This is a genomic window from Streptomyces sp. NBC_00376 (assembly GCF_036077095.1).
GTDB lineage: Bacteria > Actinomycetota > Actinomycetes > Streptomycetales > Streptomycetaceae > Streptomyces.
The window spans coordinates 337581-352307 of the sequence record NZ_CP107961.1 but is presented as its reverse complement, the minus strand read 5'-3'; the positions used below and the strand labels follow the sequence as shown (position 1 = coordinate 352307).

Here is a 14727-nt window from a genome sequence, read left to right as displayed (position 1 = left end):
GGAGCCCGGGGAGCAGCGATGCCGACGACCGTCACGACCCGCCGCCGGCCGACCGCCGCACTGCTCGGGCGTCAGGAGCGAAGAGTGCTCCACGCGGTCGGCTGCGGGCTGCGGGACGACGAGATCGCTGCCGCTCTCGCCGTCTCCGAGGACGCCGTGGCCGGGCATCTGGCGCGGATCCTCATGAAGCTCGGGCTGCGCGACCGGGCCGCCGCCATCGTCCACGCCTTCGACTGCGGCCTGGTCGTGCCCGGTTGCGGTCCCCGTCCGCAGGCAGTGGTGCCGGTGGCGCGGACGGTGGGCGGGCCGAAGGTGGAGATCTCCGTGCTCGGGCCGCTGGAGGTGCGGCGGGGCGGGCGGATCCTGGATCCGGGGCATCTGCGCCAGCAGGCCGTACTGGCGGCACTGGCGCTGTGCACGGGGCGGACGGTCAGCCAGCAGGAGCTGCTCGACGGGGTGTGGGGGATGGAGCCACCGGTCACGAATGTGGTGCCGGTGTACATCTACCGGTTGCGCAAGAAGCTGCGCCTCGGGGACGGCGGCCCCGACCCGTTGATCGAGCACGGCCGGTGCGGCTACCGGCTGGCCGCCGGTGGGGTCGAGGTGGACGTGGCGCGGATGGAGGCGCTGGTCACCGAGGCCGGGGCGGCCGACCGGGCGGGCGAGACGGCCGAGGCGGTCCGGCTGTGTTCCCGGGCGCTGGAGCTGTTCCGCGGGGAACCGCTGGCCGGTCTGCCCGGACCGTTCGCCGAACTGGAGCGGCTGCGGCTCAGCGAGCGCAGGATCGCCGTCGTGCAGCGGAAGTCCCAGTGGCAGCTGCGGCTGGGCCGGCACTCCGAGGCGGTCGCCGAGCTGTCCGCCTTCGCCGCGGAACATCCCCTGAACGAGTCGGTGGCGGCGATGCTGATGCGTGCGCTCTACCGCGACGGGCGACAGGCCGACGCGGTGGCCGTGTTCGCTCGCACCCGTCGGCGGCTCGCCGATGCCCTGGGGGTTCGTCCCGGCCGACTGCTGCGGCTGACGTACCGGATGATTCTGTGCGGGGACGAGGCCGGGCTCAGAGGTATCACGCCGTGATAGGGCCCGGGGCGTCGGCGGTGGATCACCGTCTGCCGGCGGCCGGTTGTCCCGGCCGCCGACAGTCGGTGAAGGGCGTCCGTGGTTACGCGGGGTACCAAGCGCCGTTGTACCACTGCTCGTTGGCGCTGTCGTTGTGGTGGTCCATGTTGAAGTCTTCGGGGTAGTTGTTGACGTGGTTGGCCGGGTACGTCCAGATGCCGGCGGACTCGTCGCAGACGTAGTCCCAGTGGCAGATGGTCTTGACCGGAATGTTGCCGAAGAACTTGTCGGCACCGGCGAGCGGTGCGCCGACGATTCCGCCGAAGGGCACGGATCCGCCGTTGGCACCGGGGTTGCCCTGGCGCTTGGGGTCAGCGATGAGGATGGCGTTGACGTTGTCGAACGTCTGCCAGTTCTCGGTGACCCAGATGTGCACCACCGCGGCGCCCAGGGAGTACCCGGCCATCTTGACGTGCTGGCCGGGGCACGCCGCGCGCTGGTCGCGGACCAGCCGGTTCAGCTCGTTGACGCCCGCGCGGGCGCTCGCGCCGTTGGGGATCGTGGTGGGGTACCCGACGTGCTGCTGGATGTTGCCGGTGAAGCCGTCGTTGTTCCAGGAGCTGCCCGTGCCCCCGACCACGATCGTGTAGGTGCCGTCGCACGGAGCCGCCGCCTGTGCCGTGGTCCCCTGTGCCACCGAGAGCCCGGCTGTCATCAGCAGACCGGCTGCCGCGGCCGCGATCCTTCTTGTTCGCATTCCGTCCTCCGCATGTGGTTGGCCGACGCGGCCGCATTCCGGTGCGGTACGCGGCCGGCCCGGGTCGAGGAACACAGTGGCAGCGGTCGATGACATCGCGATGAAACCCGGCTCCGGCGGGCGGTATCGGTGTCCGGCCGACGGCGATAACCCATGGATAAGGGTGCCGCCTACCTTCGGGTTCCATGCAGGAGGCTCAGACCTGAAAGGGGTTTGCCGCATGGACTTCCGGATTCTCGGGCCGGTGGAGGCCCGGCGTGACGGGGACTGGATCGCGTTGTCCGGTTCCAAGGTGCACACGGTCCTTGCCGCGATGCTGCTCGCACACGGGCGGGTCGTCTCGGACTCCAGACTCGGCGCGCTGCTGTGGGGGTGGGACCCACCCGTCACCGCGAGCGCGCAGATCTATACGTACATGTCGCGGCTGCGCAAGCTGCTCGGTGACGAGGTCGAGATCGTGCGGCGGCAGCCCGGGTACGTGCTGCGGGCGCCCGGGGCCCGGATCGATGTCGTCGAGTTCGAGCGGCTCGACCGGCTCGGCCGCGAGGCGCTGCGGGAGCGGCGTCACGCCGATGCCCAGGCGCTGCTGACCGAGGCGCTCGGGTGGTGGCGTGGTCCGGCCCTGTCGAACGTGACCGAGTTCCTTCTGGAGGCGGAGCTGCCGCAGCTGGAGGAGGCTCGGATGCTGGCGCTGGAGAACCGCATCGAGGCGGATCTCGCGCTGGGCATGCACGAGCAGGTGACGGCCGAGCTGACGGGCCTGGTCGCCGAACATCCCGTACGGGAGCGGCTGCGCGCCCAGCTGATGACCGCGCTGTACCGGTGCGGGCGGCAGGCCGATGCCCTCCAGACGTACTACGAGGGGCGCAAGGTGCTCGTCGATCAGCTGGGGGTGGACCCGGGCGAGGTGCTCGGGGCGACGTACCAGGCGGTGCTGGGCGGGGAGTTGGGGTTGCGAGGTGCAGGGGCAGCGCGGGGGCGGTCCGATGTGCCCACCATGCTTCCGGCCGCCGATTGCGGCTTCGTCGGCCGGTCCGCGGAACTGTCCCTGCTGACCTCGCGGTTGGCGGCCGGGACGAACCGGCCCCGGCGCCTGCTGGTGACCGGGATGGCCGGGGTGGGCAAGACGGCGCTCGCCGTACGGGCCGCCGAGGAGAGCACCGGTCATTTCCCCGACGGTCAGCTCTTCGCCGAGCTGTGCGATCAGGACGGCACGCCCAAGGACGCCGGCGAGGTGCTGGTGCGGTTGCTGCGGGCACTGGGCGAGCCCGGTCTCGACGGGAACTCGCGCGCCTTCGACCGCGACGAGCTGGTCCGGCTCTACCGTGCCCGGACCTCCGGCAAGCGGCTCCTCGTCGTCCTCGACGACGCGGTCGGCGACCTCCAGGTGGCGCCGCTGCTGCCAGCGAGCCCGCAGGCGGCCGTACTGATAACGAGCCGGGCCCGGCTGGCCCGGGTGGCCGGGGCGGACACCGTGGCGCTCGCGCCGCTGGACGACGACGAGTCCCTGGCGATGCTGGCGGCGGCGGCCGGTGAGGAGCGGCTGAGGGACGACCCGGACTCGGCCGACGACCTGGTCGCGTACTGCGGAGGGCTGCCGTTGGCGCTGGCCGTGGTGGGAGCCCGGCTCGCGGCGCGGCCGTCGTGGCCGGCCCGCCGGTTCGCGGACCGGCTCGCCGATCCGGCGGAGCGGCTCGCCGAGCTGTCCTTCGGTGATCTGGATGTGCGGGCGGCGCTGCTGCCGTCGGTGCGGCGCATGGCCGCCGGGGCCCCGCAGGCGCTCAGGGCGCTGTCCGGTGCCGGTACGGAACCGTTCTCGGCCCGGGACGCCTCGGTGCGGCTCGCGGTGTCGGAGGACGAGGCCGAGCGGGTGCTGGAGTCGCTGGTGGACACCGCACTGCTCGACCTCTCGGGGCTCGATCCGCAGGGGCTCCCGCTGTACCGGTGCCATGAGCTGGTCCTCCTGTACGCGGCGTCGCTGGACCCGGCGGACCCGGCGGCCTTCGGCCCGGTCTCCCCCGCCCGGCGTTCGCCCGCCGCGCACGACAGCGCCACCGCGGTCGGGTGACCGCGGTGGCCGGGAAGTCGCCGTCGTCCGTGGTGTCACCACGTCCCGCGGGTCCAGGAGTACGTCGGGATCTCGGGGACGAGCGCGGGGGCGATGGTCTCGCGGACCACGGTCCACGCGTCGGCGACGACGCGTTCGCGGGGCGGCCGGGGGGCGGTGCCGAAGGCGGTCGCGGTGACCGCCCACATCGCGGCGACGGCGGCGACGGCCCGGACCTCGGCGGAGGGCTTGGCCGGTACGGCGCGGCCCCGGCCGACATCGATGCGGAAGCCGAGCTCGGCGGCCTGGGCGGCCCGTACCTCGTGGGCGACCGGGCCGCCGGGGCAGCCGAACACGGCGGCGGACAGGGGGTGTTCGTAGGCGGTGCGCACCCAGACGGAGACCCGGACGCGTTCGCGCTCCTCCCAGCCGCCGCGTGCGGCGGGCCCGGGATCCGCCTGCTCGACGGCGGCGGCGAGCTCGGCGAAGTATCCGCTCAGTTCGGCGTCGTCGAGCGCCCCGAGGCCGGCGTCGAGCTGCCCGACGTTGCCGTCGAGCTCCCCGATGTCGGCGGTGAGCGGGCTGCGGTCGGCGAGTTCATCGGCGTAGGCGGCCCGGGGGGCCGGAGCGGCCGGGGCCATCGGGGCGGTCTCCAGGGGCTGCGTCGTCATGACGGTCGGCTTCCTTCGGTGTCGGGCGCATCGGTTTCCCCGGGCGGGCCGAGTACGGAGTGGATGTGAACGGGACCGGGCGGAGCACCACCGGGCGGGCGGGCGATGGCGGCGGCCACCCGGTCGTCGAGCCGCAGGTCCTGGACCGACCAGACGGTGGTCCGGCCGGAGTGCGTGTGCAGTACGCGGACCGGTCCGTGACGGGCCGGCCAGGTCTCCAGCTCATTCAGCGCGGTGCCCACCAGTCCCAGCCCGGCCGCCTTCACGACGGCCTCCTTGCGCGTCCAGACGCGGTGGAACACCGCGTCGCGTGCCGGTCCGGGCGGCAGCGTCAGCAGGTGTGCGCGTTCGTTGTCGGTCAGTACCGAGTCGTACAACGAGGGCTGACGCATGGGCCGTACGGCCTCGACGTCGACTCCGATGGCATGGCCCTCACCGAGCGCGAAGACACCGCACCCCGCGGTACGGGACATGCTGATCGCCCACGGCACCTCGGGGTGTTCGATCACCGGCGGGCCGTGCCCGAGGTCCCCGCAGCCGGGGCACTGGCGCCGGCCCAGCTCGATGGACTGCGGTGCCACGAGCAGTAGTTCGGACAGGGCGCGGCGCGCCCCGGCCCTGGTGTGCACGAAGGCGGCCACGTCCCGCTCGGCCAGCAGGGTGAGCGCGCGGTGGAATTCGTCGGTGCCGAGCAGCGCCAGATCGTCGGGGACGACCCGCTGCGGCGGTTGCCACCACCAGACGTGGGCCGCACCGGCGAGATCCGGTGTCCCGGGCGCTGCCCGGGAAGGCTGCTGGGTCCCCGTGCTCTTCGGTGTTCCGGGTACGAACGCCATGGACTGCCCCCATTCCTTATTCCTTCACGGTCCTTGTCGACCTCTCGCGTCTTCCCGTGGCCTCCGATTCCTCCGCCCGGCCGACCGTGCGGACAGAAATGCCACGGTGCGATCGTCCGCCCGGCGGCTACGGGCCGTCTATATGTGTCCGGGCAGATACCTGGGCCCGAATTCCCCGTAGGGTCGCGATAGCACTTCCTCGGAGACTGGGACGGTAATTTCCGACCGACCCGAGGATGTCCACATGTCCGAGACCCATACGCTTTCCCTGCCGCTTTCGGCAGCGGCGGCAGGCACCGTCGTGGAGCTGACGGAGGCCGAGCAGAACGCACTCGTCGCCGTCGCCGAGCAGCTGACCCCGAAGGGGTCCGCGGACGGCAGGATCGACGACCTCCGCTGGCTGGACGCCGCGCGTGAGGCCTCCGTACAGCTTCCTCGCAGGCTGCTCTCGGCGCTGCGCGCGTTCCGTCACGACGCGGGCCCCGACGGGGTCCTGCTGCTGCGCAACCTGCCGGTGGTGGCGGACGACCCGCTGCGTCCGACGCCGGCCGTGAAGGGGTCGGTGGAGCGTCTTCCCACGGTCGCCGCATCCGTCATCACCACTGCGATGCTGCATCTCGGAGAGGTCATAGCATTCCGTAACGAAAAGACCGGCGCGCTCGTGCAGAATGTCGTTCCCGTTCCGGGGAGCGAGTCCTCGCAGAGCAATGCGGGTTCCGTTCTCCTCGAACTCCACATCGAGAACGCATTCCATGACAACCGCCCGGATTTCGTGGGCCTGCTGTGTGTGCGGGAGGACCCGACGGGCGATGCGAAGCTGTGCACGTCCTCCATCCGCCGCGCGCTTCCGCTGCTCTCCGAGAAGGCGCGGGCAGTGCTCAGCGAGCCGCGGTTCCTGACCGAGCCGCCGCCGTCCTTCGGCGCCCTGGACAGCGTGACGCCCGCCCACGCGGTGCTGAACGGCGACCCGGAGGACCCCAATGTGCTGGTGGACTTCTCCGCCACGCATCCGCTGGACGACGAGGCCCGGCACGCCATGGCCGAGCTGCGGGACGCGTTCATGGAGACGATGTCGGCGCTGTCGCTGCGCGTCGGCGACCTGGCCGTCGTCGACAACCGCCTCGCGGTGCACGGCCGCACGTCGTTCACTCCGGCCTACGACGGTGCGGACCGCTGGCTGCACCGGGTGTACGCGCACCTGGACCACCGGCGCAGCCGGGTGGACCGGGCGGGCAACGGTGCGGTCCTCGGCTGAGCGGGGCCACGCACGCGACGTCCGTATCCGCCAGGCAGGCCGAGGGGCCGGCCCCCGCACCGGGGGCCGGCCCCTCGGCTGTGTCCGTGACGTCCCGCCCGGCTCGCAATCAGGGGTGTACGGGAGCTGAACTCCCGTACACCCCTGTGGTGTTGGCGTGACGCTTCGGCCTACTGGCGGGCGCTGATGACGTCCGCCGGGCGGCCGCCGAGCGCGAAGCGGCCGGGGACCAGCGTCGCCAGCGCGGTGAGCACCGCGGCGAAGCCGAGGACCCCGAGGAACATCGGCAGGTCGATGGACGGCTGGGCGGCGCCCGTCATCCCGACGCTGAAGGCGGTGAGCACCGCGAGCGAGATGGCCGTGCCGAGCACCGCGGCGACCAGGACGATCAGCGCGGACTCGATCCTGAGCATCGACATCACCTGGCGGCGGGTCGTGCCGACGAGCCGCAGCAGGGCGAACTCGCGGGTGCGGTCCGAGACCGACATGGCCAGGGTGTTGACCACGGCGATCGCGGTGAACGCGATGATCAGGCCCATCGCGAGGTAGTTGACCTCGGCGTTGGACTGCTGGACGTCGGCCTGGACGTCGTCGACCTGGGTGCGGTCGAGGACTCCGATGCCCGGGAAGCGCTTGAGGGCGCCGGTCAGGTGCTCACGGCCCGCCTTGCCGTCGCCGGCCGTCTTGACGAGGACGGAGGAGGCGAGCGGGTTGTCGACGTGCTGGGCGACCAGGTCGTGCGACATGGTCAGGTCGCCGAAGCCGAGGCCCCGTTCGTAGACGGCGGCGACCTTCAGCTGTACCACGGTGGAGTCGCCGAGCGTCACCTTGAGCGTGTCGCCGGGCTTCTTGCCGAGGTGGTCGGCGGAGACGTCGCTCATCGCGACGCTCTTGTCCCCGAAGCCCTTGAGGCTGCCCTGCGAGACGTCGGGGTCCCAGTTCGTGGTGAGGCCCTGCGCGGAGATGCCCTGCGCCGGGTACTTGTCGAGGCCTATGCGGACCTGGGTCCGGACGATCTCGGTGACCTGGGTGACGCCCGGTACGGCGCGCAGCGCGTCCGTCGCCTCGGCGGGGACGCCGGGGCCGTTCGAGGCGACCACCCAGTCGGCCTTGTTGCCCGCCTTGGCCTGGGCCGAGGCGGCGTCGCCCATGGTGGTCTGCACGAACAGGACGGTGCAGGCCATGCCGATGAGCAGGACCAGCGGGGTGACGGCCGCGGCCATCCGCTTGGCGTTGGCGCGGGCGTTGGCGGTCGCGAGGTGGCCGCCGACGCGCGAGAACTTCAGCGGGATCCCGAGGATCGCAACGGCGATGCGGGCGATGACCGGGCCGAGCAGCGAGACCGCGACGGCGAGGACCACGACGGACAGGAACGTGACGGGCTGCGAGGCCGGCTCGGTGCGCAGGAAGCCCAGCAGGACGACCACACCGATGCCGAGGGCCAGGACGAGCATCCCCACGCCGAGCCGCCCCCATGCGAAGTGGCGCTGTTCCATGGACGCCTCGGACAGGGCCTCGGCCGGGCGGATGCGGGCGGTGCGGCGGGCGGAGATGCGGGCCGCGACCCACGCCCCGAGCAGTGCGGCGCCGACGGCGGCGGTGAACGGCACGAAGCTGAAGGTGAGTTCGAGGGTGTCGGGGATGGCCTTGAAGTCGATGAACTTGCTGTGCAGCCAGTACGCGATGGGCAGGCCCACGACCGAGCCGAGGCCGCCCGCGAGGCCGCCGATGATCAGGGCCTCGCGGCCGATCAGCTGACGGACCTGCTTGGGGGTCGCGGCGATGGCGCGCAGCAGGGCGAGTTCGCGGTAGCGCTGCTGGATGGAGAGCGCGAAGGTGCCGACGACGACGAGGATCGCGACGAGCAGCGACGTACCGCCCATGGCGCCGCCCATGGAGACGAGCTTGACCCGGGCCTTGCCCGCGTCGAGGAACTCGATGGGGCCGCGCTCGCCACCGGTGGCGATGGCGTACTTGCGGCCGTCGCCGTCGAGGGCCTTCTCGGCCTGGTCGGCGAGTTCGCTCGTGGAGACGCCGGGCTTGGGCAGCAGGCCGATGGTCGCGACCTGGCCGGCCCGTCCGGAGAGCTCGCGGGCGGTCTCGTCGGAGAAGAACAGCGAGGTCTGCTGGTGCAGGTCACCGCCCTGGGCCGCGGCGATGCCGCTGACCTTGTACGTCGTCGGGGCGCCGGTCGACTGGACGACGACGCTGCTGCCGGTCTTGAGGCCGGTACGGGCCGCGAGTTCCCGGTCGAGGACGACCTCGTCGGCGCCCGCGGGTGCCTTGCCGTCGGTCAGCTCGAACGGGGTCAGCGCGGCGGAGGTCCAGGCGTGGCCGTAGGACGGCTTGCCGTCGATGCCCGGCACGATCTGGCCCTGGGGGCCGACCGCGTACGCCGGGAAGTTCGTCTCGGGGACCGCCTTGCGGACACCGGGTAAGGCGGCGAGTTTCGTGGTGGTGCCCTCGGGCAGCCAGACCCGCTCGGCCAGCGGCTTCGCCTTGTGCTTCTCCTTGACCTTGCCCTTCTTCTTCTTGATGGTGGTCTGGTGGACGTTCTGGTCGGCGCCGACGACGACCGGGGCGGCGGCGTAGCGCTCGGTGGCGATGGTGCCGCGCAGCCCGGTCTCCAGGAGGATGCCGCAGGCCGTGACCAGGGCGGCGGCGCAGAACAGGGCGAGGAAGGCGCCGATGAAGCCGCCCTTCCTGGCCTTGAGCGTCTGCAGTGCGTAGCGCAGCATCAGGCCCACGCTCCCAGGTGTGTCATGCGCTCGGCGACGCGGTCGGCGGTCGGGGAGTCCATCTTTCCGGCGATCTTGCCGTCGGCCAGGAAGAGGACGGTGTCGGCGTACGAGGCGGCGACCGGGTCGTGGGTGACCATGACGACGGTCTGGCCGGTCTCGTTCACGCAGTCGCGCAGCAGGGAGAGGATCTCCTTGGCGGTCACGGTGTCGAGGGCGCCGGTCGGCTCGTCGCCGAAGATGACGTCGGGCCGGGTGATGAGGGCTCGGGCGATGGCGACGCGCTGCTGCTGGCCGCCGGAGAGCTCGGCGGGCCGGTGGGCGGCCCGGCCGCCCAGGCCGACGCGGCCGAGGATCTCGTCGAGCCAGTTGTTGTCGAGGCTCTCGCCCGCGAGGCGCAGGGGCAGCTCGACGTTCTGGCGGACCGACAGGGACGGGATGAGGTTGAACGCCTGGAAGACGAAGCCGATGCGCTGGCGGCGCAGCTTCGTCAGCTGGGTCTCGTTCATGTCGTTGAGCTGGGTGTCACCGATGTAGGACTGGCCGGTGGTCGGCTTGTCGAGGCCGGCCGCGCAGTGCAGGAACGTCGACTTGCCGGAACCCGACGGGCCCATCACAGCGGTGAAGGAGCCGCGCTCGATCCCCACGGAGACCCCGTCCAGGGCACGCACGCCGCGGCCGTTCTTGCCGTACACCTTGGTCACGTCGGCCAGACGAAGGGCGTGCCCCCGGTTGACCGTGTTGTAGCCGTTGTCGAGGGAAGGGCGGCTCGTCTCGGTCACCATGTTGCGACCTGTCCTCTCCGTAGTGCGGTTCCGGGTCTCAAGGGGATGATTTTCGAGCGTATATGGCATCGGGTCGAGCGTGGCCCGTAGTTCTATATTCGATCTACTTAGTGTCTTTTTCGGCCAGTTGACCAGGCAATCGTCGCCGGGCCGGGGCCGCCGCGCCGGCCCGCGACGCCGGTGCGAGTGTGTTGTGTCCGGTGCGGGCCACCGGGACTCCGGGGGCGGGGAGGGCGCGGCGGGGTCCGGGCATGGCTTCGCGCCGCAAGAAGGGGATCTTGCGGCGCGAAGCCCGTCGTCACGCCGGGGCGTGGGTGTGGACCGGGCCCGGGGGGCTGGTCTCCGGGCGGGCCACGGAGGCCGCCCAGCGGTCGCCGATGTCGACGTCCGTCACCTGCCACCGCGTTTCCTCACCGCGGTAGCGGTGCACCACCCGCACGGGGCCGTCCTGCGCCGGAGCGACGTCCAGCGTGTTGAGCGGCATGCCCAGCAGGCCGAGGCCGACGGCCTTGACCACCGCCTCCTTGCGGGTCCAGGCCCGGTGGAAGGCGGCGTCCCTGGCCGGGCCCGGGGGCAGGCCGAGGACGTACGCGCTCTCCGGGTCGGTGAGGACCACCTCGGCCAGGCCGGCCGGTTCGACCGGCCGCAGGGCCTCCACGTCGACGCCCACCCAGTTGCCCGCCCGTACCGCGAGGGCTCCGGCCCCCGCCGTGCGGGACAGGCTGACCGCGAGCGGGACCGGCGGGTCGGTGACGGCCGGCGGGCCGTGCTCCCGGTCGCCGCAGCCGGGGCAGATCCGCCGGCCGAAGCCGACCTCTCCCGGTTCGACGCCGAGCAGCCCGGCCACGGCCCGCCGGGCACCGGCCCGGGTGGCGGTGAACGCGGCGGCGTCCGCCTCGGCGTGGAAGCGCTGGGCCCGGCCCCGCTCCACCTCGTCGAGAACGGCGTAGTCCGCCGGGTCGGTCCGTGCGCCGAGCGGCCACCACCACACGTGGATCTCGCCCGACTCCTGCATCCGGCGAACCGCTTCGAGCGCCGGTCGGGGTATGCGCACCTCGCTGATCGCGGTACTCCGCCGAGGTGTCATCTGGCCTCCTCTCGATCCTTTCGATACGGCCGGTCTCAGGCCAGTCCGTTGAGGCGCAGGAGCAAGTCCTTCACCTCGGTGGCGTGGTAGCGGTCCCGTTCCTGCCCCGGGTCGGAGCACAGCAGCAGCGGCCCGTCCCGGTGGTCCTGGGGCAGCCGTCCGTGGCTGCCTCTGACATGGGCCGGGTCGAGCGGCACCACGGTGAGCGGTGCGCGCATCCCGGCCTTCTTGCGCAACAGGGTGAGTGCTGCCTTCGCCTTCACCGCCTTGTCGGCGGGGTCGAAGAAGAGTTCGGCCGGGTCGTAGCCCGGTTTGCGGTGGATCTCGACGCCGCGGGCGAAGTCGGGGGCGCGGGTGTCGTCGAGCCAGTAGTAGTACGTGAACCAGGCGTCCGGTTCGGCGACGGCGACCAGCTCGCCCGCGTTGGGGTGGTCGATGCCGTACGTGGCCTGCTCGGTGCGGTCCCAGATCTCGTCGACGCCCTCGGTGCGCTTCAGCACGTCGCGGACGCGCGGTATGTCGGCGGGGTCGGCGACGTACACATGGGCGGCCTGGTGGTCGGCCACGGCGAACGCGCGGGAGGTGCAGGGGTCCAGGTACTCCATGCCGCGCTGGCTGTAGACGGAGAGGAGCCCCTCGCGGCGCAGGGCGCGGTTGATGTCGACGGGCCTGGAGACGGGGCTGATGCCGTACTCGCTGAGGGCGACGACGGTGGTCCCCCGGTCGCGCAGGTCGCCGAGGAGCGGGGCGAGCGCGGCGTCGGCCTCGCGGGCGGCGCGCACCGCCTGGGGGCTGTCGGGGCCGTAGCGCTGGAGGTCGTAGTCGAGGTGGGGCACGTAGATGAACGACAGGTCGGGGCGGCGGGTGTCGACGACATGGCGGGCGGCGCCGGCGATCCACCGGGTGGAGGCGATGGAGGCGGTCGGCCCCCAGTAGTTGAAGAGGGGGAACTCGCCCTGGCGGGCGGTGAGTTCATCGCGCAGCCCGGCGGGTTTGGTGTAGCAGTCGGGGGACTTGCGGCCGTCGTAGTGGTAGACGGGTCGCGGCGTCAGCACGGTGTCGACGTCCGCGCCCATGGCCCACCACCAGCACAGGTAGGCGGTGCTGTGTCCGGGGTCCTGCTTCCGGGCGGCCTGCCACACCTTCTCGCCCTGGACCAGGGCGTTGTGCTGGCGCCACATCATGACCTCGCCGTGGTCGCGGTGGTACCAGCCGTTGGCGACGGCCCCGTGGTCGCGGGGTAGCAGGCCGGTGGTGAGGGTGGCCTGGACGGTGGCGGTGACCGCGGGGAAGACGGTGTCGAGCCGGGCGGTGAAGCCCTCCTGGCCGATGGCCGCGACGTGCGGCATCTCGCCGATGAGGCGGGGGGTGAGGCCGACGGTGCACAGGACCGCGACCTGGCGGTCGGTCATGGGGTGCCTCCCCCGTGCTCGGTGAGGCCGAGCCGGATCAACTCGCCGTGTGTCCATTCGAGTTCGGTGGCGATCCCGGCGGCTATGCCGGCCGCCCCGGTGGGCCGGAGCCCGGCGGGCAGGACGTCCCAGGTGTATGTCTCGACCTCGACGTGGTCGGTGAGGGGGTGTTCCCCGCCGAACGTCGCCCGCAGGGTCTCCTGGAGGGAGTCGCTGGTGTTGCGCAGCGGCGGCTCGGGCTGGTCGTGCAGGGGTACGTGGTAGTGGATGCGCCAGGGCGCGTCGCCGGGCAGGGCGCCCGCGAGGGCGGGGGCGAGGTCGTCGGAGCCGTGCAGGGTGCCGTCGGGGCGCTGTTCGCGGACCTGGTGCAGGAAGCGGGGTTCGGCGAAGGGGCGCAGCGCCTCGCGGGACTCGGCGTCGGCGGGTGTGTCGGCGACGAGGGCGGAGGACGCCTGGAGCTTGACGATGGGCACGCCTTCGGCGACGAGGGCGGCGACGGCGCTCGACGGGTCCTCGTGCTGGACGGCGAGGTGGCAGGCGTCCAGGCACAGGCCGATCCAGTCGTGGTCGGCGCCGGCGATGGCCCGGGATGCCTGGGCGGTGGTCTCGGCGACGCAGCCGGGTTCGGGTTCCAGGCCGACGCGGATGGTGCGGCCGGTCTCGGCCTCGATCTGCTTGAGTCCGGCGGCGAGGTCGTCGAGGTGCCGGGCGGCGGTGGAGCGCTGCACGCCGGTCCAGGGGGTGCGCCAGGCCAGCGGCAGGGTGGATATGGAGCCGCGGGCGGCGTCGTCGGGGAGCAGTCCGGCGAGCACCTTGGCGAGGTTGAGGGTGTAGGTCAGGCGGGACGGCTCGGACCAGTCGGGGAAGTACACGCCGCGTTTGACGACGGGGGTGTGGAAGCCTCGGTAGGGGAAGCCGTTGAGGGTGACGGTCTCCAGGCCCCGGGTGGTCAGGGCCCGGCGCAGCGCGGCGGTGTCGGCGGGGTGGTCGGCGAGGTGGTGGGCCACGTCGGCGGGGAGCCAGAGGCCGAGGCCCACGAGGTCGGTGCCGAGGTGCTGGCGCACCTGTTCCGCGTGGTCGGTGAGCTGGGCCGTGATTCCGTCGAGGGTCTCCGCCGGATGCACGTTGGTGCAGTAGGCGAGGTGGATGGTGGTGGAGTCCGAGTGGTGCAGACGCATGATGTATCGACCTCAACTGCCGCCGCGGGCGATCGAATTTCCGGCGTACAGCCCCGCGGCCTGCACATCGTTGTAACCGTCCAGGTCAAGCCTGCCCGACTGCCCGTAGAACGTGACCGGGTTGCGCCACATGACACGGTCGACATCATCCTCGTCGAAACCGGCTTCGAGCATGGCTTCCGCGGTGATCCTCGTGAGCAGGGGATCGCTGTGTCCCCAGTCCGCCGCCGAGTTCACCAGCATGTGCTCCGTTCCGTACTTTTTGAGGATGTCGACCATCCGCTGCGGGGTCATCTTGGTGTCCGGATATATGGAGAACCCCATCCAGCAGCCGGTTCCGACGACCTCGGTGACGGTGACCTCGTTGAGGTGGTCGAGGACGACGTGGCCGGGTTCGATCCCGGACTCCTCGATGACGGCCAGGGAGCGGGCGGTGCCGCCGGCCTTGTCGCGGTGCGGGGTGTGGACGAGTGCGGGCAGCCCGAACTCGACGGCGAGGTCGAGCTGCGCGGCGAACGCGTGCTCCTCCGCGTCGGTCATGGTGTCGTAGCCGATCTCCCCGACCGCTACGACGGAGTCCTTGGCGAGGTAGCGCGGCAGCAGGTCGAGCACGGGGGTGCAGCGCGGGTCGTTGGCCTCCTTCGGGTTGAGTCCGATGGTGCAGTGGTGCCGGATGCCGAACTGGGCGGCGCGGTAGGGCTCCCAGCCGAGCAGGGCGTCGAAGTAGTCGGCGAAGCTGGCCGGGTGGGTACGTGGCTGGCCGAGCCAGAAGGCCGGTTCCACCAGGGCGCGTACACCTGCGTCGTACATGGCCCGGTAGTCGTCGGTGGTCCGGGACGTCATGTGGATGTGCGGGTCGAATATACGCATGGCCAATCTCCGTCGGGGTGTGTGGCCCGGCT

12 protein-coding genes are annotated in these 14727 nt (G+C 71.9%); 3 read left to right on the top strand and 9 right to left on the bottom strand.

All coding sequences use genetic code 11. The features are described from left to right. Window positions 1-18 precede the first annotated feature (18 nt). Window positions 19-1077 carry a BTAD domain-containing putative transcriptional regulator gene (locus tag OG842_RS41320; protein ID WP_266737791.1) on the top strand — a complete coding sequence of 353 codons (1059 nt, stop codon included), beginning with the start codon at window positions 19-21 and terminating at the stop codon, window positions 1075-1077. 85 nt (window positions 1078-1162) lie between these two features. Here the strand turns inward: OG842_RS41320 and OG842_RS41315 are convergent, their stop codons facing one another. Continuing rightward, complete coding sequence (locus tag OG842_RS41315; RefSeq protein ID WP_266737792.1) at window positions 1163-1816, bottom strand: cutinase family protein; 654 nt, start codon at window positions 1814-1816, stop codon at window positions 1163-1165. Between the two features lie 220 nt (window positions 1817-2036). On the opposite strand from OG842_RS41315, the gene OG842_RS41310 reads away from it, so the two are divergent. Continuing rightward, window positions 2037-3884 carry an AfsR/SARP family transcriptional regulator gene (locus OG842_RS41310; RefSeq protein WP_266737793.1) on the top strand — a complete coding sequence of 616 codons (1848 nt, stop codon included), beginning with the start codon at window positions 2037-2039 and terminating at the stop codon, window positions 3882-3884. A 35-nt stretch (window positions 3885-3919) separates the two neighbouring features. On the opposite strand, the gene OG842_RS41305 is transcribed toward OG842_RS41310, so the two are convergent. Beyond that, window positions 3920-4534, bottom strand: a complete 615-nt coding sequence (locus tag OG842_RS41305) for a hypothetical protein (protein ID WP_266737794.1) — start codon at window positions 4532-4534, stop codon at window positions 3920-3922. Further along, window positions 4531-5370, bottom strand: coding sequence for a 4'-phosphopantetheinyl transferase family protein (locus OG842_RS41300; protein WP_266737796.1), 840 nt, complete (start codon window positions 5368-5370; stop codon window positions 4531-4533). Before OG842_RS41300 ends, OG842_RS41305 begins: the two co-directional genes overlap by 4 nt. Window positions 5371-5614: 244 nt before the next feature. Between OG842_RS41300 and OG842_RS41295 the strand changes: the two genes are divergently transcribed. Then, complete coding sequence (locus OG842_RS41295; RefSeq protein ID WP_266737797.1) at window positions 5615-6625, top strand: TauD/TfdA family dioxygenase; 1011 nt, start codon at window positions 5615-5617, stop codon at window positions 6623-6625. Between the two features lie 170 nt (window positions 6626-6795). Here OG842_RS41295 and OG842_RS41290 read toward each other — a convergent pair whose 3' ends face one another. The 6 genes from OG842_RS41290 to OG842_RS41265 all read right to left on the bottom strand — a co-directional run bounded on the left by OG842_RS41290 (window position 6796) and on the right by OG842_RS41265 (window position 14695). Further along, complete coding sequence (locus OG842_RS41290) at window positions 6796-9363, bottom strand: FtsX-like permease family protein (RefSeq protein ID WP_328512722.1); 2568 nt, start codon at window positions 9361-9363, stop codon at window positions 6796-6798. Further along, window positions 9363-10148, bottom strand: a complete 786-nt coding sequence (locus OG842_RS41285; protein WP_266737799.1) for an ABC transporter ATP-binding protein — start codon at window positions 10146-10148, stop codon at window positions 9363-9365. The genes OG842_RS41290 and OG842_RS41285 overlap by 1 nt, the downstream gene beginning before the upstream one ends. A 298-nt stretch (window positions 10149-10446) precedes the next feature. Further along, entirely contained in the window at window positions 10447-11235 is a 789-nt protein-coding gene (locus tag OG842_RS41280) for a 4'-phosphopantetheinyl transferase family protein (RefSeq protein WP_328512721.1), read from the bottom strand. A gap of 35 nt (window positions 11236-11270) precedes the next feature. Beyond that, complete coding sequence (locus tag OG842_RS41275) at window positions 11271-12647, bottom strand: nucleotide pyrophosphatase/phosphodiesterase family protein (protein WP_328512720.1); 1377 nt, start codon at window positions 12645-12647, stop codon at window positions 11271-11273. Then, window positions 12644-13825: a metabolite traffic protein EboE gene (eboE, locus tag OG842_RS41270; RefSeq protein ID WP_328512719.1), complete on the bottom strand. Its 1182-nt coding sequence runs from the start codon at window positions 13823-13825 to the stop codon at window positions 12644-12646. The genes OG842_RS41275 and eboE overlap by 4 nt, the downstream gene beginning before the upstream one ends. Before the next feature lie 12 nt (window positions 13826-13837). Beyond that, on the bottom strand, window positions 13838-14695 hold the full coding sequence (locus OG842_RS41265; protein WP_266737803.1) for a TatD family hydrolase: 858 nt from the start codon (window positions 14693-14695) through the stop codon (window positions 13838-13840). Window positions 14696-14727: the final 32 nt, after the last annotated feature.